General features: G+C 61.7%; 29 protein-coding genes and 1 pseudogene. 13 read left to right on the top strand and 17 right to left on the bottom strand.

The annotated features are described in order from the left end of the window. The 6 genes from trbL (at position 1) to PH552_RS22125 (ending at position 5,479) form a co-directional block, all read left to right on the top strand. Positions 1–1,179: a P-type conjugative transfer protein TrbL gene (gene trbL, locus PH552_RS22150; RefSeq protein WP_179613305.1), complete on the top strand. Its 1,179-nt coding sequence runs from the start codon at positions 1–3 to the stop codon at positions 1,177–1,179. A 24-nt stretch (positions 1,180–1,203) separates the two neighbouring features. After that, positions 1,204–1,866, top strand: a complete 663-nt coding sequence (locus PH552_RS22145) for a conjugal transfer protein TrbF (protein WP_097607856.1) — start codon at positions 1,204–1,206, stop codon at positions 1,864–1,866. A gap of 16 nt (positions 1,867–1,882) precedes the next feature. Then, the gene (gene trbG, locus PH552_RS22140; protein WP_179613306.1) at positions 1,883–2,695 is read left to right on the top strand and encodes a P-type conjugative transfer protein TrbG; all 813 of its coding nucleotides are present in this window, start codon (positions 1,883–1,885) and stop codon (positions 2,693–2,695) included. 3 nt (positions 2,696–2,698) lie between these two features. Next, the gene (gene trbH, locus PH552_RS22135) at positions 2,699–3,139 is read left to right on the top strand and encodes a conjugal transfer protein TrbH (RefSeq protein ID WP_097607854.1); all 441 of its coding nucleotides are present in this window, start codon (positions 2,699–2,701) and stop codon (positions 3,137–3,139) included. Between the two features lie 17 nt (positions 3,140–3,156). Further along, positions 3,157–4,452 carry an IncP-type conjugal transfer protein TrbI gene (trbI, locus tag PH552_RS22130; RefSeq protein ID WP_097607853.1) on the top strand — a complete coding sequence of 432 codons (1,296 nt, stop codon included), beginning with the start codon at positions 3,157–3,159 and terminating at the stop codon, positions 4,450–4,452. A 313-nt stretch (positions 4,453–4,765) separates the two neighbouring features. Further along, positions 4,766–5,479, top strand: a complete 714-nt coding sequence (locus PH552_RS22125) for an autoinducer binding domain-containing protein (protein WP_168318673.1) — start codon at positions 4,766–4,768, stop codon at positions 5,477–5,479. Between the two features lies 1 nt (position 5,480). Here PH552_RS22125 and PH552_RS22120 read toward each other — a convergent pair whose 3' ends face one another. Next, positions 5,481–5,801 carry a transcriptional repressor TraM gene (locus PH552_RS22120; RefSeq protein WP_168318672.1) on the bottom strand — a complete coding sequence of 107 codons (321 nt, stop codon included), beginning with the start codon at positions 5,799–5,801 and terminating at the stop codon, positions 5,481–5,483. 185 nt (positions 5,802–5,986) lie between these two features. On the opposite strand from PH552_RS22120, the gene PH552_RS22115 reads away from it, so the two are divergent. Further along, complete coding sequence (locus tag PH552_RS22115) at positions 5,987–6,205, top strand: helix-turn-helix domain-containing protein (RefSeq protein WP_097607850.1); 219 nt, start codon at positions 5,987–5,989, stop codon at positions 6,203–6,205. 16 nt (positions 6,206–6,221) lie between these two features. Here the strand turns inward: PH552_RS22115 and PH552_RS22110 are convergent, their stop codons facing one another. From PH552_RS22110 to traA, 6 genes are all read right to left on the bottom strand, one after another. Then, complete coding sequence (locus PH552_RS22110; RefSeq protein WP_179613307.1) at positions 6,222–6,716, bottom strand: DUF4411 family protein; 495 nt, start codon at positions 6,714–6,716, stop codon at positions 6,222–6,224. 9 nt (positions 6,717–6,725) lie between these two features. Further along, a complete protein-coding gene (locus tag PH552_RS22105) occupies positions 6,726–7,919 on the bottom strand; it encodes an XRE family transcriptional regulator (RefSeq protein ID WP_179613308.1) in 1,194 nt (397 codons plus the stop codon). Positions 7,920–8,104: 185 nt separating this feature from the next. Continuing rightward, positions 8,105–8,722 (bottom strand): TraH family protein, encoded by a 618-nt coding sequence (locus PH552_RS22100; protein WP_097607847.1) that lies wholly within the window; start codon positions 8,720–8,722, stop codon positions 8,105–8,107. Positions 8,723–8,739: 17 nt separating this feature from the next. Further along, a complete protein-coding gene (locus PH552_RS22095) occupies positions 8,740–9,903 on the bottom strand; it encodes a conjugal transfer protein TraB (protein ID WP_179613309.1) in 1,164 nt (387 codons plus the stop codon). Continuing rightward, complete coding sequence (traF, locus tag PH552_RS22090; RefSeq protein ID WP_097607845.1) at positions 9,893–10,459, bottom strand: conjugative transfer signal peptidase TraF; 567 nt, start codon at positions 10,457–10,459, stop codon at positions 9,893–9,895. The genes PH552_RS22095 and traF overlap by 11 nt, the downstream gene beginning before the upstream one ends. Beyond that, on the bottom strand, positions 10,456–13,767 hold the full coding sequence (gene traA, locus PH552_RS22085) for a Ti-type conjugative transfer relaxase TraA (protein WP_179613310.1): 3,312 nt from the start codon (positions 13,765–13,767) through the stop codon (positions 10,456–10,458). The genes traF and traA overlap by 4 nt, the downstream gene beginning before the upstream one ends. 255 nt (positions 13,768–14,022) lie before the next feature. On the opposite strand from traA, the gene traC reads away from it, so the two are divergent. From traC to PH552_RS22060, 5 genes are all read left to right on the top strand, one after another. Next, positions 14,023–14,319 carry a conjugal transfer protein TraC gene (gene traC, locus PH552_RS22080; RefSeq protein WP_028753561.1) on the top strand — a complete coding sequence of 99 codons (297 nt, stop codon included), beginning with the start codon at positions 14,023–14,025 and terminating at the stop codon, positions 14,317–14,319. Between the two features lie 4 nt (positions 14,320–14,323). Further along, complete coding sequence (gene traD / locus PH552_RS22075) at positions 14,324–14,539, top strand: type IV conjugative transfer system coupling protein TraD (protein ID WP_028753562.1); 216 nt, start codon at positions 14,324–14,326, stop codon at positions 14,537–14,539. Further along, positions 14,532–16,505 (top strand): Ti-type conjugative transfer system protein TraG, encoded by a 1,974-nt coding sequence (traG, locus tag PH552_RS22070; protein WP_179613311.1) that lies wholly within the window; start codon positions 14,532–14,534, stop codon positions 16,503–16,505. Before traD ends, traG begins: the two co-directional genes overlap by 8 nt. Positions 16,506–16,870: 365 nt before the next feature. Further along, positions 16,871–17,329 (top strand): thermonuclease family protein, encoded by a 459-nt coding sequence (locus tag PH552_RS22065; RefSeq protein ID WP_210273583.1) that lies wholly within the window; start codon positions 16,871–16,873, stop codon positions 17,327–17,329. A gap of 203 nt (positions 17,330–17,532) precedes the next feature. After that, on the top strand, positions 17,533–17,790 hold the full coding sequence (locus PH552_RS22060) for a WGR domain-containing protein (protein ID WP_015341943.1): 258 nt from the start codon (positions 17,533–17,535) through the stop codon (positions 17,788–17,790). Between the two features lie 32 nt (positions 17,791–17,822). Here the strand turns inward: PH552_RS22060 and PH552_RS22055 are convergent, their stop codons facing one another. The 4 genes from PH552_RS22055 to PH552_RS22040 all read right to left on the bottom strand — a co-directional run bounded on the left by PH552_RS22055 (position 17,823) and on the right by PH552_RS22040 (position 19,926). Next, on the bottom strand, positions 17,823–17,996 hold the full coding sequence (locus PH552_RS22055) for a hypothetical protein (RefSeq protein WP_167540210.1): 174 nt from the start codon (positions 17,994–17,996) through the stop codon (positions 17,823–17,825). A 317-nt stretch (positions 17,997–18,313) separates the two neighbouring features. Further along, positions 18,314–18,805 (bottom strand): hypothetical protein, encoded by a 492-nt coding sequence (locus PH552_RS22050; protein WP_179613313.1) that lies wholly within the window; start codon positions 18,803–18,805, stop codon positions 18,314–18,316. A gap of 323 nt (positions 18,806–19,128) precedes the next feature. Next, positions 19,129–19,293 (bottom strand): hypothetical protein, encoded by a 165-nt coding sequence (locus PH552_RS22045; RefSeq protein ID WP_179613314.1) that lies wholly within the window; start codon positions 19,291–19,293, stop codon positions 19,129–19,131. Positions 19,294–19,617: 324 nt separating this feature from the next. Further along, the gene (locus PH552_RS22040; protein ID WP_179613315.1) at positions 19,618–19,926 is read right to left on the bottom strand and encodes a DUF736 domain-containing protein; all 309 of its coding nucleotides are present in this window, start codon (positions 19,924–19,926) and stop codon (positions 19,618–19,620) included. Positions 19,927–20,371: 445 nt separating this feature from the next. Here PH552_RS22040 and PH552_RS22035 point away from each other — a divergent pair, with 445 nt between their 5' ends. Next, positions 20,372–20,548, top strand: a complete 177-nt coding sequence (locus tag PH552_RS22035) for a hypothetical protein (protein WP_179613316.1) — start codon at positions 20,372–20,374, stop codon at positions 20,546–20,548. A gap of 7 nt (positions 20,549–20,555) precedes the next feature. On the opposite strand, the gene PH552_RS22030 is transcribed toward PH552_RS22035, so the two are convergent. The 6 genes and pseudogenes from PH552_RS22030 to PH552_RS22005 all read right to left on the bottom strand — a co-directional run bounded on the left by PH552_RS22030 (position 20,556) and on the right by PH552_RS22005 (position 24,842). Then, positions 20,556–21,482: an ArdC family protein gene (locus PH552_RS22030; protein ID WP_179613317.1), complete on the bottom strand. Its 927-nt coding sequence runs from the start codon at positions 21,480–21,482 to the stop codon at positions 20,556–20,558. Positions 21,483–21,782: 300 nt separating this feature from the next. Continuing rightward, on the bottom strand, positions 21,783–22,370 hold the full coding sequence (locus PH552_RS33775; RefSeq protein WP_179613318.1) for a hypothetical protein: 588 nt from the start codon (positions 22,368–22,370) through the stop codon (positions 21,783–21,785). 364 nt (positions 22,371–22,734) lie between these two features. Beyond that, positions 22,735–23,142 (bottom strand): hypothetical protein, encoded by a 408-nt coding sequence (locus PH552_RS22020; RefSeq protein WP_028753475.1) that lies wholly within the window; start codon positions 23,140–23,142, stop codon positions 22,735–22,737. Beyond that, a complete protein-coding gene (locus tag PH552_RS22015) occupies positions 23,139–23,486 on the bottom strand; it encodes a hypothetical protein (RefSeq protein WP_245425019.1) in 348 nt (115 codons plus the stop codon). Before PH552_RS22015 ends, PH552_RS22020 begins: the two co-directional genes overlap by 4 nt. Next, a pseudogene (locus PH552_RS22010) lies at positions 23,486–24,369 on the bottom strand (DUF7007 domain-containing protein). Before PH552_RS22010 ends, PH552_RS22015 begins: the two are co-directional and overlap by 1 nt. Further along, a complete protein-coding gene (locus PH552_RS22005) occupies positions 24,366–24,842 on the bottom strand; it encodes a hypothetical protein (protein ID WP_015341932.1) in 477 nt (158 codons plus the stop codon). Before PH552_RS22005 ends, PH552_RS22010 begins: the two are co-directional and overlap by 4 nt. Between the last annotated feature and the right edge of the window lie 60 nt (positions 24,843–24,902).

The following is a 24,902-nucleotide window of genomic DNA, read 5'->3' as shown; positions in this document are numbered from 1 at the left end:
ATGACGGCAATATCTCTTCAACGGCTCAGGGCAGCGATCCTGCTCACGACCTTATGCGTGCTGGCGGCTCAGCCAGCCCTCGCCCAGGAAGGCTCGGTGCTAACCTCATTGCAAAGCCAGATTACAACGGCCGCGAAGGGTTGGGAAACAACCGTCATGGATGCGGCGAAGTCGCTTTTCTGGATCCTGGCAACGATCGAGATCGGCATAGCTGCCATCTGGCTCGCGATACAAGCTGCATCGCTCGACAGCTGGTTCGCCGAGCTCGTCCGGCGGATCATGTTCGTCGGCTTCTTCGCTTTCGTGTTGGCACAAGGGCCGACCTTCGCCAAGGCAGTAGTTGATAGCCTGTTCCAGATCGGCGCCGGAGGCGGCACCGCTTCGCCGGCCGATGTCTTCAATGCCGGACTCGCCGTCGCCACCAAGATGTCGGAAAAGATCCAGTTTGGGCTTTTCGAGGACAATGCGCTGGCGATCTCTGCCGCTTTTGCGATGGTCGTCGTTGTCATCTCGTTCTCGCTCGTCGCCGCGATTTTCGTGTCTGTCATGGTCGAGATGTATATCGGACTGCTCGCCGGCATGATCATGCTCGGCCTGGGCGGTTCCTCCTATACCAAAGACTTCGCTGTCCGATATTTGATCTATGCTTTCTCGGTCGGAATGAAGCTCATGGCACTGGTCATGATCTCGCGGATCGGATCGGAGGTTCTGATCGGATTGGCAAACCAACCCGACATTGGCGAACAATTCCAGACCGCGCTTGCGATTGCCGGCATTGCCGTCGTCGTTTTCATTGTCGCGATTTATGTGCCGAACATCATGCAGGGCGTTGTCCAGGGCGCCTCGGTTTCGGGCGGAATGGAGGCGATCCGCCACGGCGGCCAAGCGGCATCCTTCGCCACGGGCGCCGGGTTCCTTGCAGCGGGTGCGGCGGGCGCAGGCTTTGCGGCTGCCCAGGCTGCTCGCGCTGCTGGGTCATCCGTTGCAGGTGCAGCTCTTCGTGGTTTCGGTGCAGGAATCGGGTCCGCTGGAAAAGCGGCGGGGTCCGCTGCCAAGGAAAAGGCCATCGGTTCTCCCGGAGCCTATGCCGGATCGATCCTCGGTCTCGCTAACGCCAAGCTCGACCAAGCGCGCAGCGGGCATAGCGGGCCGAAGCCACCTCCCGAACGCAAAGACTAACAGCAATCAGAAAGTGATCGATCGATGGCAGCGAACCGCGCCCCCGAAAACCCCTATCTTGCCGCGCGCCAGGAATGGAACGAGCGATACGGTTCCTATGTGCAGTCCGCCGCCGCTTGGCGCACCGTCGGCATACTCGGCCTGACCATGGCCGTGATCGGCTTCGCATATGCGATGTATCTGAGCACCCAGGTCAAGCTGGTTCCCTATATCGTCGAGGTCGACAAACTCGGGACCGCGGTGACGTCAGGCTATCCTCAACAGATCGAATATGCCGATGTTCGGGTGGTCCGCGCGACGCTCGGAAACTTCGTCACCAGCTTCCGTTCGATCACGCCGGACGCCGTGGTGCAGAAGCAGTATATCGATCGAACCTACGCGCTCCTTCGAACATCGGATCCCTCGACCGAGAAGATCAACGCCTGGTTCCGCGGTAACTCGCCGTTCGAAAAGGCGAAGGCTTCGACGGTTGCTATCGAGGTCAACAATATCGTGGCGCTCTCGAACCAGACCTATCAGATCGACTGGACCGAATATGAACGGGACCGCAAGGGCAAGGAAATCGGCACGCGTCGGTTTCGCGGGATCGCAACGGTGACGCTGACGGCACCGCAGGACGAGGCGACCATCCGCCTCAATCCAATCGGCCTCTATGTCCGGGATTTCGACTGGACGGCACAGCTTTAAGGGCAGGGGATTTCACATGCACAGAACAGGATTGATCGCGGCCGCCGGCTGCCTGGCCGGACTCGTCTTTGCGATCGGCGCTCAAGCGCAGAGCATGTCGGCGAATGAGATGAAGGGTACGAACATTTCAAGAAAATGGCGCGGCACGCCCGGCCTGGTCACGACCGGTCCGGATGGCAAGGTCATCTTCCTCTTCGGCGAGACGCAGCCGTCGGTCGTCTGCTCGCCGCTGCAGGTCTGCGATATCGAATTACAAGGCGGCGAGATCGTTCGCGATGTTCTGGTTGGCGATACCGTGCGTTGGAAGGTGGAGCCCGCGACCTCCGGCGCCACCGGCGGCCAGGCGATCCACCTGATCGTCAAGCCATCGGAGGCGGGCCTCGTCACTTCCATGGTGGTCACGACCTCGCGACGCACCTATCACATCCAGCTCAAATCGCATCCGAGCCAGTACATGGCCCGCGTCGGCTTCGAATACCCCGAGGACGTCTCGACCAAGCTTGCCGACATCAACTCCCGGCTGGAGACCGGCGGCATTCCCGGAACCGCGCCCGACAAGTTGAACTTCTCCTACTCCATCAGCGGGAGAGCGCCCTGGAAGCCGAAGCGGGTCTATTCGGATGGCACCAAGACCTACATCCAGTTCGCGAAATCAGTTTCGAGCCAGGATGCGCCGGTTCTTTTCGTCGTCAGCGGTGGCCAGAACCGCATCGTCAATTATCGGATGAAGAACGAGATGATGATCGTCGACTACGCGGTCGACAAAGCAATCCTCGTCTCCGGGGTCGGCTGGCGCCAGCAGAAGATCACCATCCGGCGGGGCGGCTGAACCATGCGCAAGCCTCTCATCACTGTCTTCATCGCCGCCGCCGTTCTTTCCGGCTGCCAGACCGCCGAGGACGGACTGACCACCGGTACAACCCCAACCACTCTCACAGGTCCGGCCGCAAGTGCAATTGCCGGCGACATGGCAAGCCGGCTTGCCGAGCAGATCGCTCCCGCGGGCACGACGACCATCAAGATGGAGAAGGACTCATCAGACTTTGCAACAGCGCTCGAGGCTGCGCTGAAGGGTTGGGGTTATACGGTCGTAACCGATGGCAAGGTTGGCAAGGACATCAAACCCGTGGAACTCGCCTATTCGATCGACGGCGTCGACGGCCAGGTGCTTGCAAGGCTGTCAACGCCATCCATCGCGCTTGGCCGCGCCTATACGGCAACGGCAGCCGGGGCCACCGCGGCAAGCCCACTGTCGATCATGCAGCGCAATTGAGGGGAGGCGAGCATAGCATGGTCCAATCTCTGCAACTGGGCACCTCCAGCCAGGCCGACGATCAGAAGGGCATGCGCCGTCTGAACCGGCTGCCGATCATCCTGGCCATCATCATCGTCGCGCTGTTCGTCGGCGTCGTTGTCATCGGCTTGTCTTGGCGCGGGCTTCCTTTCAATCGGAACAACGATCTCGACAGCGCCTCGGACGCTCCCGCAACGAACTTCGGCGACCAGCTCAAGCGTGGTGTCACCGACGGCATCATCGGCGATCCGGAACAACGCGAAGTCTTCCAACCGACGCCCGCCGTCGAACAGAAGGTCACGAAGGAAACCGCCGTCGTCGACCGCACGCCCATCCAGCGAGAGGAGCGGCGCCCGAGACTGGAATCAGAAGCGGAATGGAAAGCGCGCCTGAAACGCGAGCAGGATGAACAGTATATCCGTGAAGCGCAACGACAGCGCATGGCCCGGCTGCAGGCACGGGCGACGGCCTTGGACTCACCGTTGAAGGTGGATATTTCGGACGTCGACAAGGCTGCCAACACCTCCAGAGAGACCGACCGGCAGGCGATGACTGCCAATAGCGCCTCGGACCTTTACGCCGCTGCCATGAAGTCCGGTCTGCTGGGGCAGAATGTCGATCCAAACGCTCAGACATCAAAGGAAGATTTCTTCAACCAGGACATCAAGGACCTTGGCTATTTGCCGAACCGGGTCGTGCCGCAGATGTCAGCCTATGAGCTCAAGCGCGGCTCAGTCATTCCCGCCACCTTGATCACGGGTCTCAACTCCGACCTGCCCGGACGGATCACCGCGCAGGTCAGTCAGAACGTCTATGACAGCGCCACCGGTTACCGGCTTCTGATCCCGCAGGGGGCAAAACTGTTCGGCCGCTATGATTCCAAGGTCTCTTTCGGCCAGGAACGTGTCCTTGTCGTATGGACCGACCTCATTTTCCCGAACGGGGCGACGCTGCAAATCGGCGGCATGGCCGGCACGGATGCCGAAGGCTATGGCGGCTTCAAGGACAAGGTCGATCGCCATCTTTGGCGCACATGGAGTTCTGCGGCACTCATCGCGCTGATCGGAACCGGGATCGACATGTCGATGCCGCAAAGCTCGACGCTCGCGACGCAGGAGACCGCATCGGATGCGACCCGCCGCAACTTCGCGGAATCATTTGGCAGGGTCGCCGAGCAGACCATCTCGAAGAACCTGAATGTGCAGCCGACCATCCAGATCCGCCCCGGCTACAAGTTCAACGTGCTGGTCGACCAGGATATTATATTTCCGTCGACCTACAGCAGAAACTGACGAACATCGTCCGACGCTATTTCAGCCGCTGGCATGCCGCGCATGCCGGTGCAACATTGCAATCCCGCAATAACTTTCCTGTCTTTGTCATCTTTTTAGTTCAAGGGGACTTGAAACTTGTCTTATCGCAGGTAGTGCTAGACCTGCACGGCTAGAGGTACTGCTCCGCGCTACGCGGGCACCGTGGGTTGCGTCGAGATGCCTGTGGCTGATTATGGCTATGGCTTGGCCGCCGGGCGGCGAGGCTCGTTCGAGTGTCTCGATGTGCCAGATCATGACCGACCTACAGGTCGATAAGACAGGAGAAACGCTGGTGGATGGAGAATTTCGCTCGCTCGTCGACATGTTGGAAGCTGCGCAGGACGAGCTTACGATCAAAGGTGCCATGAAGCGCTTCGCAGAGGCCTGCGGCTACGAGCGATTTGCGTATCTTCAAAAGGAAGGCGCCCAGATCAAGACCTTCAACACCTATCCAAAGCCATGGGAACGCACCTATCTCTCGGCCGATTACTCCAATATTGATCCCGTGGTGACGCAGGCCAAACGGAAGGGCGATATTTTCTTCTGGACGGCGGACGATTGGAGACCGCGCGGCTCATCTGAGCTCAGAAAGTTTCGCAACGAGTCGATCGAGCACGGAATCCGTTGTGGCATGACCATTCCCGTGGAAGGCAGCTACGGAACATCGATGATGCTGACCTTCGCATCCTCCGAAAGGAATGTGGAACTGCCGGTCGCTTTTGACCCGAAACGGGCAGTGCAATTGGTGATGATGATCCATTATCGCTTGAAGATGATCGGCGGCAAGACCACCCTCAATCCAAAGCAGGCGCTGTCGCCGCGTGAAATGGACTGCTTGATCTGGGCGGCAAAAGGAAAGAGTACGCTTACAACGGCCAATCTGGTCGGCATCGCTTTCCGGACTGTGCAGCACCATCTCGATAAGGCGCGTGGCAAGCTCGGCGCCGAGTCGGTGCCGCATCTTGTGGCGATCGCCAAGGATCGGGGTTTGCTGCCTCCCAGCTAGCTTAACTAACGTCATCATCGGTGGGCACCGCGGGCACGAAGCCGAGTGCGTCAAGCATATCCGAAAGCTCATCCTGCTGAGCTGCGGCCCTTTTCTGGCGCGCAAAATGCTCTTCCTGAAGGGTCTCCAAAACCGAGCTGGCGATTGTAGGATCCTCGCTTGCGCGTATCCACTCTTCGTAGACAGCCTGGTCGGCGGCAAGGAGACGGCGATGTTCGCGAATGGCGGCCACTGTCAGCGTCTCCAATTCCGCCTTGTCCATCAAATCGTATCGAGGTTTCCTCTGGTCTCCTCCGGCTTGCGAGGAACCCGCATCTTGCATTTCTTTTCCTTCCCAGATCGATGGATTGGCACGACTGCGCCGTATTCGCGCACGCCTCTCGGCTCCTATGTCAGACGATCCTCTTGGAAGAGTAAACATCTGATCACCCGGCAATATCACAGGCTTTGTTGAATCGGAACTATAGTTCCTAGAACAATAGTTCCGATTCTGTTTCCGCTGATGTCATGGATCTCAACGAGGTCATGGCGAGGAATTTGCGTCGTATCCGCCATGGCCAGAAACTGACGCAGGAAGAATTGGCCCATCGCACAGGCCTGAGTGCGCGCCATATCGGTGCCATTGAGCGTGCAGAGATGTCTGCAACGCTCACGGTCCTTGGCCAGATTTCCAAAGCACTGGCTGTCGATCCAAGAGAATTCCTGACGGAGACAAATCCGGGCTGACATTACCACGCGAAAGTCAGATTCGGGATCGCCAAGCCGTCGTGAAGTTCAGGGCCGTCATCATTTCGAAGCTGTTGCACCACTTGACACCGAGATCCTTGCAGACATCGGGGATGCGGCGATTTGCGCGCTTTGCGCTTGGCTTCGAAGCCTCAACCGTCACCACGATTCGATTGGCGGGCAGCGCCATCGCATAGGCGATCAGGAACGGATCCCGCCCGATCTCGATGACTTCCGCGTCGTTCAGATCGGGAGCGTATTTCTCGATAACAGCTTGCACCAAGGCCGGGTCGACATCTTCGTCCAGCCGCAGAACACTGTAGTTGTCAGCTTCGCTCAGCCAGCGACCGATTTCCGAACCCTCGGTGATTTCTTCGAGGATCTCCACGGGAACTTTGATCTCGCCGGCCTCGCCCATATGGACCAACCAATCCCAGAATTCCGGAAACCGGCCGATCGGGTAGTACAGATTATGGGCGGTTATCAGAACGTTTGCGTCGAGGAGATGCACGGCTTCTCCTTACGCCGCGCTATCGGTAAGGGAATAGACGTTGCTGGCTTTAACACCGAGGATCGCGGCGGCCTTCGAAGGCGACAAGGCGCCCTCCGCCAGCATTCGCCTGGAGAGTTCGACGAGCCGATTGCCGAGCTTATGGCGTTTGACCGTATAGTAACTTGGACCGCCCTCGTTTTCCCTGGCACGATCGCGTTGCGTGGCTCGGTTCCTCAGCCACTGCTGGCGGAATAGCGTGGTGACCGCTGACCATGTTTCCTGGTCGATGATGCCTTCGCGATAGAGCTTGTAGGCCACCATGGAGTGGCTGACCTGCCGAGCATCCGCGATTGCGGAAATCCGCGCTATCACCTGTTCCTGCGACGCCCCAACGAGCGAAGGCTCCAGCGCGATTTCCGCCGTGGGCAGCAGGATGCGCCCGGCAACATCATTGCAGAACGTCTCGATCGCGCTTGCCGGCCGTCCCCCGCTGACACCGGTCCGACCGAGCCAGATATGGGCAAGCTCGTGCAGAAGCGTGAATGACCACGCCTGCTCGCTGTCCTGATCGTTGATCACGACGAAAGGCGCGACGGGATCGGCGAAGGCGAAGCCCCTGAAGAGTTCGACATTCAGGGTGCTGTGATGACTGCCAAGGTTGCCGATAAGGAGCACGAAAATGCCGGCCGCCTCGGCCCGCTCGCGAAGATAGGCGAAACCCTTGGGCGTTCCGCGGCCGCTTCCATGCCGGTACGTCTTTAATTCGAACACAAGGCGCGTCCGGATGGCCGTCGCCAATGCCTCGGCGCCCAGGCTTTGATCAAACGACCCGACGAAATCAAGCGGGGTTGCCTCGTCCTCGGCTTCGAGCGCGGCTCGAACCATTTCCTGCCGCGCGCGCACTTCACGCAGCAACGTGTCGACCAATGCCGCATCGCGCTTCGCGAACTCAGCCGGCAGGGTCCGAAAATCCTCGCCGCGCGCGGCCACACCCGGTGGCTCTGCCAAATAGAACGTCAAAAGGGGCCGGCGATATTGCGCGGCCATTTTCAAAAGCATCGGCCGTGTCGGCTCGCTTTCCCCCGCCTCGAGCATGGCCAGGCGATCGCTGCCCGCTACGCCGCGAGCCTCGCCAAGACCGACTTTTTCAGCGGCATCCTCGAGAGTAAGCCCCGCGGTTTCGCGAGCCCAACGCAGGATCGATGGATTGACCTTAGGCACCGTTTTCCTCTGTTCGAAGCAGGCGATACGCCCTTTGATATGATCATGCAATCGTTAGGAAAGATATAGGAAGGGCAGAGCCGTGCGCGAGCATGAAGCGTTTTTCCCGGTCGCCAGCTCGCCTTCGATAGATCTGCAACGCCAGGCATCGATCGCGCCTGATCATCCTGGACGAAGCCGGGCAGCTACTTTTGCCCACCAATACGCGAAAGATCAATCCGCATCCCCGCTGCGCCAACTTGTCTCTCATCTTGAGGTTCGGCGTCGGTCGGCGGGGAAGCGTCGTCTGCTGCGTCATCAGTTCCCCCGCTGTCGATCGGCTCACGCTGATTGACGACTGAGCCCCCTGGATCGGGCGCCTGGAAAACGCTCACGCCCTCGAATTCCCCCGTCTTCCAGGCATAGACAGCGTCCTCGAATATTTGCGGGAAAACCTCATCGCTCCTAGGATTGCCATACCATTTGGCGACGATGCGCAAGACTTTCGCGAACATCGCCGTCCCCTTGCGAAGGTTTTCGCAACTGTCGAGCAGGTCGGGCTTCAGATCGGAGACATCCTTGATCCCGACGCCCGCCGGAAACTGCGTCAGGCCAACGCGAACCACCGCCTGTCCGACATACTGCCGGATGATCGCCATCGCCTCGTCAGGGGACGCCGCCTTTGGAACGAGAATCAATCGGCCGCCGGATTTGACGGTGACGGCCATTGGATCGTTCGAACCTGCAGCTGCCACAAACTGTTCGACGATCGCGGGCTTCAGCGAGGGGTCGGCGCATTTCTGAATGAGGGCCGCGTCGAGCATGACGTCTCCTTTGGCAATCAGGTGTTGAAGGAAAAAATAATTGGCTTGGCAAAGAGCCGCGCCCAGGCTTTGGCGCTGGCGCGCTGAATGGCGACGATGGATGTCCCTTGCGTCCACCAGCCGTTGCCGACTGCGACGATGAGATCAGGATCCTCAAGCATGGAGTGCAGGACCGGCCAGACGATCAGTTGCTCGTAGCAGATTAGCGGCGCTATCCGACGGCCGGCGGCCGTCACGACCGGATTTTCGAAGAAATGTGCCTGCGCACCGCCGCTCTGAGAGAGCAACGCCCGCCACGGCTGCCACATCGAACCTGGCACCGGCATGCGCTCGCGATAGAGGGTCCGCGCGCCCTCACTGGAGATAGCGACCAGAACATTATCGTATCCGCCCGCATCGATGACGGCCGAGCCGGCGATGACGATGGCGTCAGTTCCTCTCAAAGCTCGCACCCAGAACCGTTCGACAGTCGGCGTCCAGAAGCCCAGGGAGCTTTCAGGAAGAACAATCGTGCGTGCGCCCCCCGATGCCCGATCCTTCACCGTGGCAATCAGATCACGGTGTCGCTCGATGCTGGGGTCGCGGCCCAGCGATGCGCCCATTTCAAGGTCGACCCCCTGCCACGATTCAGCTAGTTTCGGTTCGTCCCAGGTTGCGGCGGACCAGATCCAAAAGCCTGCCAGGACAATCGCGACAGCTGGCCACATGCGGGTTACGAGGCCCATGAGGCCGGCTGTCGCGGCAACCAGTCCCCACCATCCCCACCCTGGAAACAAAACGCCCGCGGCAGTGATCGGATGAGCCCAGCCGGGGATGCCGAATGGCGGAATGGCCATGAGTAAGCCTGCCAGGAGATAGTGACACGGACGAATACCCTTCCTCTTCGTCCAGAGGACGGTGTGCACGATGACGAAGCCGGTGGACGCACAAAGCCAAAGCAGTAGTCCCGGCCAGAAGTCCGAGGAATAGAAGGTGGCAACACCCTGTGGCAGACCGCGTGACGCAGCGAGGAAATAGCCGGCAGAGACAAACGCGGCGGTCAGTCTCGTTCGCGCCAGCCCCCAGAGAACCGGAAACGTGAACGCGACCGGAAGAAGCAGGACGTGGCCACTCCATCCCACCGCACCGGTGACGATTGAAACGGCGATCAATGCGCCTGGCTGGAGGTGCTCACGGCGCATAGGTGAGCACCGGTTGCGCCAGGCCGAGGATCCCTGAGGCGGGCAGGGGGCCGAAATAGCGGGAGTCATACGAGCCCCTGAGCGGTGAATGGAGAAAGACGCTTTCGTCAGGCACGATCCCGCCGGGAAAGGGCTTCATCGGCCGACCCTTACCGTCTTGCGCGATCAGGTCGGAAGACGCGATCGGACGCCCATCGATCATCACGCCGGCGCCGATTTCCACATGCTGCCCGGCAACGGCGACGACCGTCTTGATGAGCGGCGCAACGCCGCCTGGGCAGGTTCCTGACCGGAGATAACCACGCTCTCTCGCCTGCACCATCGCCACCGTTTGCGGAGGGCAAATGAAAACGAGATCCCCACGAGCTGCCGGGCGATCGAGCGCCGCGATACGCCAGAGGCCAAGGGGTTCGCTCGGTGTCAGGTTAATGCGGAAACCGCCGACGATTGCGGCAGCAACTCCGCCGCCAATGACAGATATCGCCAGGGCCAAGAGCACGACAGCAAAGGTCCTTTGAGCGCTTCGCGTGCCGAACGCAAACACGGATGTTTTCATTTGAGCGAGAGCCCCTGGCTCTTCGTATGACGCATTGTCTCCGCATGTTTCAGCGCCTCGGTCGTGCGCTCATGCGCGGCGAGCTGCTGCACCGTCCGCATCATATTCCACGCCGATTGCACCTCGGCCTTCTGTCCAGCCGTCATTCCCGACGTGACGGCATTGAAGGTCTGTCCATTGGGGTCCTTTGCAGCAAGCGACAGGAACGTTCGCTCGCCGAACCGCTCCGATACCGCCTTGGCGAAACCCTCCAGTTCCGCCTTCACCATTTTGTCGGCGAGCGCATATTCGAGGCCGGCGGGCAGGTCGTTGCGGTCGATCGCATCGCGAACGCGCTCGAGGGTCTGCCTGGCACTTTGCGACAGCGCGGGAATATCGATCGAGACCTTCAGACGGACAGCGCGTTCTTCGACCTCGAACTTCCGTTCCGCCTCCGCCCGCTGGCGCAGATAGCGCTCAAGGTTGCGGGCCAGCGCCGGCGCATTCGTTTGCGCCTTTTCTCGCTCCTGTCTGTCGGCGTGGCTGGCGAGGATCCCGGTCTTGCCCTTCAGCGCGCCGAAGTGTTCGGGCTTCGATCCGATCGTCGCCAACGTGGATTTTGCGACGCTCTCGTCCTTCAGCATCGCATCGACATTGACTGCCTTGAACGCGCTTTCCGGCTGGGCATAGACGAGGTGGAAGCGGGTCGAGACCTCCTCCCATTGCTTCTTCAATCCTGGATCGGCGGCGACCTTGTCCTCGATCGCCTGGTCAACCGATTTGACGAAGGTTGTGATGCCCGATACCATCGGCTTTTCCTCCTTGGTGTTGTTTTGGGTTGGGGCCTGCGCGGCGCCGCGGACAAGCCCGAGCTTGCCGGCGATGGCCGCAAGGCGGAGACCGAGATTGGCAAGTTTTTGCTTCTGGCTGACGACCCATTCCAGCCGGTCGCGAACCAGGGTGCGGGCGACATTGACGAGATTGAGACCGCGGGCTTCTGAAAACCGAAGCGCTTGTCGGTAGAAGGCGCTCTTCTCGTAATCGAGCGTCGTTTCCTTCGCATTCCTTCGCGACAGGATCGGGATAAGCCCGCCGTTCCTCGCGAAGGATCTGCGGCCGTAGTAGACGGCCAGATCCTCGCGATGACGGGTCATGGCGACATAGGTGAGGTGGCGGTCGAGCGAAAGGGAGGCCAGCACCTTGACCTGGTCGACGGTCGCACCCTGGCTCTTGTGGATCGTCGTGGCATAGCCATGATCGAGGTTGTTGTAGAAGCGCTGTTCGACCAGCACCAGGCGGGCATTCTCCCCATCGCCGATCCGCGCGGTGATGCGTCCCGCTCCAACCTCTACGACCTTGGCCAGCATGCCGTTCTTGACGCCCAGTGATCCCTCGTTCCTTAGGAACACGATCTGGTCACCGACGGCGAAGTTGCGTTCGCCGTCGGCGGTCTTGAACATGGTTCCCTGATCGAGAACCCCGCGTTCGATGAGTTTGATGCGCGCCATCTGGTTGAGCATGTGCACGTCACGGCGCAGATGAGCGAGGATAAGCGACGTCTTCGCCGGATCGTAATCGCGGTCCCAGGCAGCGATGAGGTTGTCAACAGCGTCGGCTTTGAGATCCGACCCGATGACCCTGCCATTGGCGCGATAGGCCTCGACCGCCTTGCCAACCTTGCCGCGTGCAAGATCAAGCGAGGCGTCACGCATCCATTGCTGGCGCTGGCGGTAGATGGTTTCGAGTTCGGCATAGCCGATGCGATCGGCAATGGCGCGGAAGGCAGCACCGGCCTCGATCGGTTGAAGCTGCTCGGGATCGCCGACGAGAACGAGCTTGGCGCCGGCCTTCGTCACCGCTTCGACGAACAGCGCCATCTGCCGAGATGACACCATGCCAGCCTCGTCGAGAACGAAAACCGTCTTGCTATCGAGTTGATCCCGCCCTTGGTTCCAGCGCAGCTCCCACGAAGCAAGCGTGCGCGAGATGATGCCCGCTTCCTTCTCCAGGCCCTCGGCCGCCTTGCCGGCAAGTGCGCCGCCGACGACCCGATAACCCGCAGCTTCCCAGGCCTCGCGTGCGGCCTTCATCATCGTCGTCTTGCCGGCGCCGGCTCGGCCGATCACGGCCGCGATCCGCTCAGGTCCCGCCACATGCTCGATCGCCGTTTTCTGCTCATCCGAAAGACGCTCATGGCGCTCGAATGTCGCCGCCAGCACTGCCTCGCGAACGCCATGCGACGATCGCTGAGACAGCCAGACGGCGCGATTGGCCATCTCGGCTTCGAGCCGGATCATGTCGCGCGTCGTGTATTTGGCCGGCACTCGGATGCCGCTGGCAAGGTCGATCCGCTCGCGCTCGATGCGGAAGGTTTCGGGGCAGAGCAAGATCCTCACCATCAGGCTTTGGAACAGCACCGCGTCGTCGACGTAACGGTGCAGGATTTTAGCCACGTCCCGTTCGTCAAAGACGCTCTTCTCCCGCATGATCAGGGCAAGCACGAGCTCAGGATTCCTGTCGATCCGCCTGACGTTTTCGCTCCGCCTCGCCTCCTGCAGTTCGAGACGCTCGAGCTCGACCGGCTCGGACGCACCATCGGATTTTCGTTCGATCGCCTTCGTGCCGACGCCGAGATGGATGGTCGGTTCCAGGTCAATTCCCTGCTTCTCGAAGGAGCGGCCATCGACGCGGATGTCGAGACCCGCAAGGGCCAGGTGCCGGTTCTGGCAGGCAAACCATCCGTCCCGAAACAGGTTGAAATCGTCGATGCTTCCGGCCCAGAGCTCATAGACGATCTTGCCGGCATCGTTGCGGATCGAATTGCCGTCTGGCCCCGTTACCGGGACCTTCTTAGCGCCAAACCCGTCCGCAGTCAGTGGCCGCAACGTCGTCATGAGATGGACATGCGGATTGCCCGGTGCGTCGTGATAGACCCAGTCCGCGACCATGCCCTTCGCCGTGATGTGCTGCTCGACGAAATCCCGCACCAGCGCAATGTTCTGCTCGGGCGTCAACTCGATCGGCAAGGCGATCGTCACATCCTTGGCGAGCTGGGCGTCGGAGCGTTTCTCGAAATCTTCGACCTTGTTCCAGAACGCTTCCGAGGCGCCGGCCACCGATCGATCCGCAATCATCGCGCGCAGCCATTCCGGCGCATCGGCGGGGATGACGAACTCTTCGTGGAGCAAACCCTGCTTGCGGGTGTAGTCGATCGTCCGCGCCTCGCGCTCATACTCCATCTTGGAGCAGTGCCGGTAGGCCGCCGACAGCACCGCGCTGCGGCCGGAGCCGCGGGCGACGACGCTGACGGAGAAATGGGGGACGGCCACGGCGGAGTTCTTTCCCGGTTGCGAACAATATCAACGGGTTCGTCGGGAGCGGCAGGCCCCGCCAGGGCCTAAAAGCAGGGCGTCGCGGCAGCGACGTATAATTGCGCCCTTCGGATCCGCTCCTTCGGAACGGCCGGGATCATTCACCAAAGCATCGCCGCTGGCGATTGCATGATCCGCCTAGTGCGTTCCGCGCGTCGATCGGGAAGACTGGCCTCGCAAGACAAAGCTTTCTCACCCAGGAGTCATCAGCACATGAAGAAGCCATCCTCGAAAATCCGCGACGAAATCGCCAAGCTCCAAGAGCAACTCAAGGCGGCCGAGACCCGGGAGGCTGAGCGCATCGGCCGGATCGCGCTCAAGGCAGGTCTCGGCGAGATCGAAGTCGATGAGACAACGCTGCAGGCAGCCTTCGAGGACCTGGCGAAGCGGTTTCGCGGAGGAAAGGTCGCTGCAACCGGAGGGAAGAAGGTGGGTAGCGCCGGCGAAAGCAGCGCATCGTCCACGCAGGACGCGGCTGGCGCGACTGCGGGCGGGACTGCTGAGGCTTGAGCGGATGGCGCGCACGGCGACTTCCGACGCCCGCAAGAAGGACACGCGGGAAAAGATCGAGCTTGGCGGCCTCATCGTCAAGGCCGGGTTTCGCTACGAGAAGCGGGCGCTGCTGCTCGGGCTTCTCATCGATGCCGCCGGCCGCCTGAAGGGAGATCAGCAGGAGCGCCTTCGGCTCACCGCGATTGGTGCTGCGGCGTTCGGAGAGAGCGATGAATAGAATCGTTCTATACGTCGCACCCTGCGCATTGATGATGCTGACGGCAGTCGGCATGGCGGGGGTCGAACACTGGCTTTCCGCCTTCGGCAAGAGCGATGCCGCAAAACAGATGCTCGGCCGGGCGGGCATCGCTCTGCCCTATGTCGTCGCCTCCCTCGTCGGCATCGTCTTCCTGTTTGCGGTGGCCGGCTCAGCCAGGATTAGGTCTGCCGGTTGGGGCGTTTTCACGGGCGCGATCGCCACGCTCGTCGTCGCGATCCTGCGTGAGACGATACGGCTCTCCGCGTTCCGGGGCGAGGTGCCGGCCGGCAAGTCGATCCTGAACTATCTCGATCCCGCAACGACGATCGGCGCGGCCGCCGTGCTGATGTCCGTGTTGTTCGGCATGCGGGTGGCGATCGCCGGCAACGCCGCTTTCGCCAGGTCCGAGCCGAAACGCATTTACGGCAAGCGGGCTCTGCACGGCGAGGCCGACTGGATGAAGCTGTCGCAAGCCGAAAAGCTGTTTGACGCGGATGGCGGCATGGTCATCGGCGAGCGCTACCGGGTCGATAGGGACAGCGTCGCGGCATACGCGTTTCGCGCCGACAGCGCCGAGACGTGGGGAGCAGGCGGGACCTCACCACTGCTCTGCTTCGACGGCTCGTTCGGCTCGTCGCACGGCATCGTCTTCGCCGGCTCCGGCGGCTTCAAGACGACATCGGTCACGATCCCGACGGCGCTCAAATGGGGCGGGGCGCTCGTCGTCCTCGACCCGTCGAATGAGGTCGCTCCGATGGTGTCGAAGCACCGTGGCGACGCCGACCGAGATGTCTTTGTCCTCGATCCGAAGCGCTCGGAGATCGGCTTCAACGCGCTCGACTGGATCGGCCGGTTCGGCGGAACGAAAGAGGAGGATATCGCCTCGGTCGCCTCCTGGATCATGAGCGATAGCGGCGGCGCGCGCGGCGTTCGTGATGATTTCTTCCGCGCCTCGGCCTTGCAGCTGCTGACAGCGCTGATTGCCGATGTTTGCCTCTCCGGCCACACGCCGGAGAACGACCAGACGCTTCGGCAGGTGCGCAAGAACCTCTCCGAGCCGGAGCCGAAACTGCGGGAGCGGCTGCAGTCGATCTACGACAACTCAGACTCGGACTTCGTGAAGGAAAATGTCGCGGCTTTCGTCAACATGACGCCCGAGACCTTTTCCGGCGTCTACGCCAACGCGGTCAAGGAAACACATTGGTTGTCCTATCCGAACTACGCCGCCCTGGTCTCGGGTACGAGCTTTACGACGCAAGATCTTGGAGAGGGAAAGACCGACATCTTCATCAATGTCGATCTCAAGACGCTGGAAACGCATTCGGGCCTGGCGCGCGTCATCATCGGCTCGTTCCTGAACGCGATTTATAACCGCAATGGGCAAATGGAGGGCAGGACTCTCTTTCTCCTCGATGAGGTCGCGCGCCTCGGCTACATGCGCATCCTTGAGACAGCCCGCGACGCCGGTCGGAAATACGGCATCACGCTCCTCATGATCTACCAGTCGATCGGCCAGATGCGCGAGACCTATGGCGGTCGCGACGCGGCAAGCAAATGGTTCGAAAGCGCGAGCTGGATTTCCTTTGCCGCCATCAACGATCCCGAAACCGCCGATTACATCTCGCGCCGTTGCGGCATGACGACGGTCGAGATCGACCAGGTCAGCCGCAGTTCTCAGGCGAGCGGATCGTCTCGCACACGATCGAAGCAACTGGCCGCCAGACCTCTGATCCAGCCTCATGAGGTCCTGCGCATGCGTGCCGACGAGCAGATCGTCTTCACGGCGGGGAACGCACCGCTGAGATGCGGCCGTGCCATCTGGTTCCGGCGAGAGGATATGAAGAGGTGCGTCGGGACGAACAAGTTTCACCAGCTCAAAGGCAGGCCCGACGCGCATCCGATCGAGCCGGCGCGCAGTGCAACGAGCAAGGCCCATCGAGCATAATGAAGAGTATCGGAGAAATCAGCATAGCGGCCGCCCAACGGGCGGGATTTCGGGAATTCTCGTCGTGCGAGGGGCGGGAAACAGCGCAGCCGCAGGAGCCTCAAACATGGTGGCCCGAAGGGGAGGCGGGACCGACTGCGCCCCGCCTGCGCACACCATCCTGCCGGCCCGACTTCAGGTCGGGCCGTAAACGCAGATGAAACCAGGTCCGAGATAGCTTGAGGCAAACAGAAGAGGACGGGCAAGTGGCGAAATCGAATGTGGTTCCGTTCAGAAGGCCGCGGAAGTCCGGCAGTAGGAATGATCGATATCGCCTGCGGGGAAAGTCACCCCAGTCCGGACAGAAAGGTCCGCGCACATCGCTGATGGCGTTGATCTCAGCCATCATTGTTGCTGCTGGAGGCTGGTTTGCCTTCGGCGGCGGCGATCTCTCTGGCGTACTCGCTTTGGCTAGAACGCCGGCGGCAGATAGATTGGCGGCCGCGTTTGCGTTTTGCGGCGAGAGCGCGCGCATGAACTGCGTCGTCGACGGCGATACCTTCTGGTTCGAGGGCCAGAAAATCCGCATCGCGGATATCGACACGCCGGAACTCAGCCCGCCGCGCTGCGAAGCGGAACGCATCAAGGGCGAGGCGGCGAAGGCACGCCTGCTGGCGCTGCTGAATGCCGGCAACTTCTCGCTTTCCGCTGGCTTGCGCGATGAAGACAAGTATGGTCGCAAGCTCCGGACCGTAACACGATCCGGGCACTCGATCGGGGACAGACTTGTCGATGAGGGCCTCGCCAGGCGCTGGGACGGTGCCAGACATGGATGGTGCGGCTGAGGACCCGCGAGAGGATCGTTGCCGGATGGCCGAAACCGCCCGGCGGGTTCGGGGAGCGTGAGCGAGTAGAGCCGTGCGCCGAAGGCGTCTCGCACCAAGCCTGTCTCGTCCCCTCGCTTATCATCACCGTCGTGAATCGATCAGCGCCGACCGATTCATAAGTGTCGTTGGACGCGTTTCCCGGGATCGGCGATTCTACCCTCATGATCGCGCAACCCTACCATCTTTATGTCGAACGCACCGATGTAGCGAAGAACATGGCGCGCTATTATGCCATGTCAATCGAGCCGAACCTGTTCGGGGACGTCTGTCTCCTGCGCAAATGGGGCCGCATCGGAAGCAAGGGACAGATGATGATCCATCATTTCGGTCGGGAAGAGGAAGCTGTAGACCTGTTCCTCGATCTGCTCCGACGAAAGCGCAAGCGCGGCTATCGTCCGCGCGCCTCAGTGGCACAATGAGAACGGCCCGCCGAACCGGGCCGTAAGGCGCCTCATCGGCGCAGGTTCCAATCGGTCTCGAACGACACTTCGATGTCAACGAAGAACGGGATCTTGATCGCAAGCTTCAGTGCGAGCTTGCCCTTGCGGAAGAAGTGGCTGATCACCTTGCCGAGGGCGCGGAGTTGGCGGCCGGTGGCGGCGAGGAATTGAGCGAGCTGTTGCATGATGGATCTCCGTGTCGATTGCGTCATTGCGGGGATCGACAGCAGACCGGGAAGCAGGGTTGCACCTTGCAAGGCCGAAACGGATGTGGAGGATCTGGCGGCGCCTGAATTTTGACGCGCGAGGAGCCGCAGAATGCGGCGGGGAAAATTCCGGCGGCGCCAGGTTGCGGCCGGACGGACGGGCTGCAATATCCCCGATGAGAGATGACAGCTTGTCGACAAGGAGACGTTGAACTGGTCGCACTCGCTGCGATCGAAAGCTTGCCAATGCCCTCACGCAGCCGCTCTCGCCGTCCGCGGAAATCGCAAAAGCCGCCTCAGGAGCTTTCGTACGTTGTGTAGACGACACGGGCCGCATGAATGACGATGCCTGTTTCCTGGCGGATATCCCTGACGATCGCTGCCAAGGAACCCAGTTCGGTCTCGCACATCGCGACCAGCCTTGGATAATCGATATCGACGCCGTCGCAATCCGCCGACAAAGCATTGGTCCAACCGCCACCGTTGATGCGGTATTCGTGCGTGTCGAAATCGATCTCGAGCTCATCCTGCAAGTTGATGGTGAAACGCTCGAACATCTCGTTCTCGCCTGTGAGCCGATAGGCGGCATAGTCGTCGTCGCCGGCAAGAACGCTCCGTTCCAATGCCATGATGGTGCGGAGGCGAGCGTGAGCCGCATCGAGCCCTTCGATCAGGCGGTCATGAAGCGCTCGTGAAAACGTGGTATCGCAGCCGAAGCGGTTTGCAAGCACGACGAGCCGGAAACCGGAAAGCTTCGTGTGGAGCATAAGGTTCTGATCCGTGGTCATGATGTGATCTCCTTCATCTTGATGACGGAGATCGGCCACTCCGTGGCAAAGAGGGGTCAAGGAGCGCGGAACGCGACTTGCAAGCGGGGGAGCCGATTTTTCGGGTAGCGCAGCGACGGAAAAATTGGGGGAGACCGCGCCGTTCTTGACGCCGGATTTGCTGGAGTAAAATGGGACGTCAGAGAGAGAAGAGACCCGCGGGCCAGAAGGGGCCGCGACCGTATCCGGCGGGAGCCGGCGGGAGTGTCGAGGGGTGAAACCCCCGACAGCCGATAAGCCGGTCAATCCGGCAAACCGGCACACGTGCCGTAGAAAGAGCCGCCTCAAAAAGGCGGTTCGGCCATGATCGCACCCTCCTGTTCGGCAAGCGTCACGGCCAGATCAGCCTGGGCGAGTTCAAGCTCGGCCTCGATCTGGCGGCGCTCGGCGGCATCGCAGGCGTTCCTCAGTTCAGCCCGCAGTTCTTCGATGTGCTGTTCGATCGTCATCGTCTAATCTCCTTGAGTTCGTGAAAGACGAGACCGCGGGGCGGGAGGAGATGACGGGGTCAAGGAGCGCGGCAGCGACCGGCGGAGCCGGCGCGTGGGGGAGCCGATTTTGTTGGAGCGCAGGTACGAAGCGGAGGCAAAATTGGGGGGAACCGCGCGTCCTTCGACGCCGACATTTTCTCCCGACACGATACCCCGATCTGAGCAGACAATTGTCCCTCTCCGTATCGCACCGAAAAAGCCGGCGGCAGGCTCGATGCCTGCCGCAGGCTTGTCTCTGTCACCGGTTTTGACCCCGCCTTTCGGCGGGGCCTTGTCCGGGTCTCAGTCCCGGTTGGGGCGGGACCAGATCAGCTGGTAGCCGTCCTCGCCATCGACCTCGGTGAGCGTTGCGTAGATCGGGGCGGGGAAGCTCGGATCGTCGAGCTTGACCGAGAGGTAGTCGCGGTCCTGCTCCGAGCGCTTCTGCCAGGCCGCGCCCAGCTCGACATTGCCTGCGTAGATGCGGAAGTGCGGGCCCTTGTCGGAGGGGTTTTCGATGCGGGCGATGCGGGCCTTGACGTTGAGGGCGAGCGTGCGGATCGAGCCGTTGAAGCCGGTTTCGGAGGTGGTGAAGGTGCCGATGGTTGCCATTGTCGTATTCCTTTGCTGTTTCGGGCCGCGCCCATCGCGGCCTCGATGGCTGTCGCAAGGATCGGGGACGATCGGACCGCACCTGAAAGGCCGGAATGAAATGGAGGGCGGCCAGGAGAAGCTTTGTTGCTTCGCGAGGAATGAGCGCATCGCGCTCAGGGGAAGAAAGTTTCGCAAGGCCGTTGCGGGAAGACGATCGAGGTGAAGCCGGTCTTCGATCAGACATGCCTCATCGAGCCCGCGAAGGTCGTGGCCTGGTGCAGTAGTCGAAGGGATATGGCAATGGCTGCCAATCCACGAATGCCCGTCCGACCGTTACAACCATCGCTCCGCTGTCCTGTCCACATGCCAGACCCAAGCCTCGCTGAACCCCCGAGCGTAGGGCGTTGCATTGCCCATCCTCCGCGCTATCGTCGCGCCTTACGATTCGTCGCCGGGAGGATTTATGCGTCAGCAGACAAAACCGTTTATCGTCGAAATCAAGCCGTCCCGGAAGCTCAAGCCGATTGACCGGAAAACCTCGATCTGGGGCAAACTGGACCTTGCAACTGATCGTGACGCGCCCACCGCGGCTGACGACCGAGAGTTGCCGGTCGCTGGCGAGACCAACGACCGGCGCTGACAAGTCGTTACGCAGCAAGGCGCTCGTCGGCTGAGTCGGGCTGCAGCGAATGCAGGAACGTTACGGCCCGTTGCGCATGCGCTGCCGCCTGGAAGATCGCCCGTCTGTCGTCGGTCAGGACCTTGAGCCAGGAGTCAAGATAGGACGCGTGATCGGGTCGTGGGTCGAGTTCGGGAACAATGCCGAGGTCGGCGCAAAGGAAGCAACTGCCGAGCTCGGCAATCAATTCCTCGCGCGCACGCTCGCTCTTGTCCTTGGCGTAGCGGCTGAGGTCGCGACCGACACGGTGGTCCGGCGCGGTCCAATGGGTGACCTCGTGACTGAGGGTTGCATAGTAGCTTGCAGCGTCCTTGAAGCTCTCGAACAGCGGCATCTGAATGAGGTCGGCGGCCGGCGAGAAGAAGGCCTGGTTGCCGCCTTGGCGAATGGAAGCGCCGGTGTTGCGGAAGAACCAATCGGCATGCTCGATGCGCTGGACCGGATCTGGAACCGGTGCGGGCCGCTGATGATTGTAGTGGTCGGGAAGTCCGTCGATCTGCTCGATGTTGAACACGCTATACGCCTTCAGGAAGGGGATTTCCCGCTCGACTTCGCCGCCGTTCCCGTCGGTTTCGGACTTGGTGAACCGGCTGGCGAAGACGACGGTCGTGCCGGTCTCGCCTTTGCGCACCGCGGCGCCCAGTTCAAGGGACTGCTTGAACGTCATCCATGTGGATGACGTATAACCCCGTGCGATGCCCTCCGACCATAAAAGCAGTACGTTGACGCCAGAATAGGGTTGCCCGTTGTAACGCAGCGGCCGGGTAATGCGGCCTGCCGCGTTCGCCGCATTCCATGGTTTCATCCAGGGCCGCACGCCCTTCGCAAGATCTTCGATGATCTTGTCGGTGATGCGGGTATAAAGATCGCCCCTCTGATTTTCTGTCCTGCTCATATCAAAACCTCCGTTTTGAGGCCGCGCCCGTCGCGGCCCGTTGCGGAGGGTCGAAGGCAGGAGCAGGTCAGTCGGCGGATGCACCGGAACGGCCGCAACAAAGTGGAGGACGGCAAGGCCGTTGCGTCCGCCGGCGGCTCCTGCACACCCGACGAACGGAACGGGCTGCGCTGCGCGCGCCATCGGCTTCATTTCATGTTGCTCGTTTCCGCCTCCGCGACACGAAAAAAGCCGGTCCCGCCATGGAACCGGCCGTTCTTGTGTCGACTGAAAAGCCGGGCGGAGCCCCGCCCGAGCTATCTAATCGAAGGCTGAGATTTGCGCTTCGGCCGCCTTGCGGCTGAGCGACGTGCCCGGCTGCTCGACCGGCCGGTCGAAAGGCTTCCAGGTCTCGCCGATGACCTGGGCATAGGCAGCGACGGCACCTTCGGCTGCCATTCTGAGCGAATGGGCCTGTATGCCCATGTCGGCGGCAAACTCCCGCTTACGCTGGGCGGCGCTGTCATAGCCGACGGGGCCGTCGAGGTCCTCGTCACGGGCATCGTTCGCGGCCTTGGCCGTGGCATCGCGCGCTTCGGTGACGGCGCGGCTGTAGAACTGGCCGGCGCCATGGGCAGAACCGACATAGGCGCCGACGATCCGCTGCAGGTGGATCTGCATGGCCTTGTCGCCAAGGCCATCGCAGAGCGCATCGGCTGTCTCGATGATTAGGCGCTCATGCAGGTCGCGGATGCCGTCGCTGTCGATGACGGCGGTCCCGAAACTCTCGGCGATCTTCAGCGCCTGGCTGGCGTCGGGGCAGGTGAGCCGGACCATTTCGACGGTGGCGCCCTTGCGAAGTTGCACGACGCGTGGGGATTGGCGAGGAGAGGATGCGGGCTTGGCCATGGTCGTTTCCTTTCGAGGTCGTCCGAAGCGGCTGCGGCCCATGCCGGCTTGCCCTTCGGTGCGGTCAGCCCGAACCGGCGGAAAGACGGGCGCTTCAGGGTCCGGCCCCACCTGGACGAGCGGAGCCGGTTTGCGTGCGAAGAGGGCAAGCTGCCCTCGACGGAGCACGCGAGCCTGCTCCGAGAAGGACGGCGGGGTCCGGCCGCACCGCGGCGCGACAGCGGCCTTGAAGCGCACGGCCGCCGGTTCAGACCGCAGCAAAACCGAAGGGCAAGCCGGCGTGGAGAGGGAGACGACGTCCTCGAAACGAAACTGGAGGCTCCCCCGCAAACTCCGTCTTCCCCACGCGGGCGTGAATGCTCGCCTACCGCTCGGGCGGCTTGGGCAACCGGTAGGATTGCAGCCAGCTCGGACCGTGCGAGTTGCGAAGGCCCCGCAGCAGACCGCCGTCATCATGCGGCGGACCGCCCATCCACGCATTGCTGAGGATCGATTTCCAGCGGCGGCCATGCTTGGCGGCATAAGCCTGAAGCGCCGCTTGCTGATCCGCCGTCAGGGGCGGCATTACTTCATGGCGAAAACGGGCAACACGCGTCTTTGGCGAGGCCTCGGACACTGCTTCCCTGGCCGCGATCAGGCGCCTGAGTTCCGCAACCCCCGCGTTGACGCAGGCTTCGCCCTCGAGGTGATGGAACTGGCGCCAGAATGCGGTTCTCTCGGCTGGCGATGTGCCGATACCGGCTTTTCGCTCCAGTTCTCCGATCGTGCTCATGGCGACGCTCTCCGGGCGGTTGCGACGGGTGGATCGGATTCTACTCGCACCCGAAATGCCGTGATTGCCGCGTCCTGCCGGGCAAGTTTTCGGGTAAGCGCGTCGAGCTCGGGCTGGCGCTCGGCCGTCAGAGCTGCCAGGTTCGCGCGGTAGCGTTCGAGGAAGGCGCCCGGCTCCGGCGGCTTGCCCCGGCGAAAGCCAGCCTGACGTCGGCCAAGCTGCGGAATGAGCGCTGTCATGCGGCGCGTAATCTGCCGCTCGATGAGAGCGAGCTGGTGCTGTGTCTTTCGCCGCGCCGCTTCCATTCTGGCAAGCGAGCCGGCCTGTCGTTCGGAACTGGCCATTACGACGCCCTCCCACGCCAAACTGCGAAGCTGGAGGGTCCGTCATAGACGGCATGCCTCGCCTCATCGATGACAAAGCCGAAGCGACCGATTGCATACTCATCGCTCGGCACCAGGAAGCGACGCTCTTTCACGCGCTCGCCGCGCTTGCCGCCGATCGTGGCGATCACCTCGGTCATGCCGGCGTTATGGTCTGACCGTAGCGCCGAGATGACGATCCAGTCGCCAGCGTGCTGCCGCGCGAAGGCTCGGGCATCCTTCTCGTAGCACTCGCCGGGTGCAAGGGGGCGACCGGAGATCGCCTCCCAGACATCCGGCCAACTGTCGCGGATCGTCTTGTCCGAGCACTTGCGTTCGTAGGCCGTGAACAGGTCCGGAAAGGTCAGGGCGACGACCGCCCACGCGGCATCCTCCTCGTACCAGCCGCCGTCTGCCCTCAGCATCGGATGGACCCTGGCGTTGCGAGCAGAGGAGAGTTGGAAGCCGCCATGGCCAGCCGTTGTGTGGGAGACGATGCCGTCGGCGTAGACGGTGGGCTCTGCGACGCACCCCAAGGCGTGCTGCAGGTCATTCGCACGCTCTGTCGGGAAAGCAACCCCAACTCGCGGCTGTGTTCCGCCTGTTCGATCATACGGTCGCGAAACGCCGCTTCGTCGGCGACCGCGCCATGGTGGGAATAGAAATCATCGCGCTTCAGCGCGGCAAGCGGCCGCGACACGCGCCATGCACTGGCGAGCAAATATTGCCCGCCACCGGCAGGAACCATTGCGAAGACGAGATCGCCGATCCGCGCGACAGCCATGTCGTCGGCGGCTCTGGCGAATTCCACCCCTAAATCTTCAGGGGTGGAGGCCTCAATTTGGGGCGTGTGTGCCGGGTTCATGCCGCAGCCCTCCCTTCCATGTGATCGGCAGCAATCTCATCCTCAGTCACCTCGTCGAGAACGGCATGAGGATAGCCGTGCTGGGTGAGCCATTCCTCGGCCGCGTGCCGATCAACGGCGAGATGCACGAGCTCGGCATTGGCGCCGGCGCGATCGAAAACGCGAACCGATCCGAGCGGCGGCCGCTCGATCACTTTGAATGTCAGCGTGCTCTCGAGCGAGAAGGTGCGGTGGATGCGGATGGCGATCACGCCACTTGCGCCGAGATCGCCCTCGTGAAGCGTAAAATTGGGCGACAGGCTCGTGGCGCCGAGGCTGCGCTCGCCCTCCTTGCGGACCAGCCGGCCCTGACTGTTCCGGGTCTTCCAGGCGGCGAGCTTCTTGCTGAAACGCTCGGGCGGTCGGGGAGTGCCATCCGACCAGGCGACGATGGAACCAACAGGGGCGAGGTCATAGATCAGAGACGCGGACATTTGCGCATCCTCCTTTGAGTTTTGATGGTGGTGGAAACGAAACCGCCGCCGGGGCGGCCG

This window comes from Rhizobium aureum (genome assembly GCF_030182495.1).
GTDB lineage: Bacteria > Pseudomonadota > Alphaproteobacteria > Rhizobiales > Rhizobiaceae > Rhizobium > Rhizobium tropici_C.
This window is presented reverse-complemented; position numbering and strand designations above follow the sequence as displayed.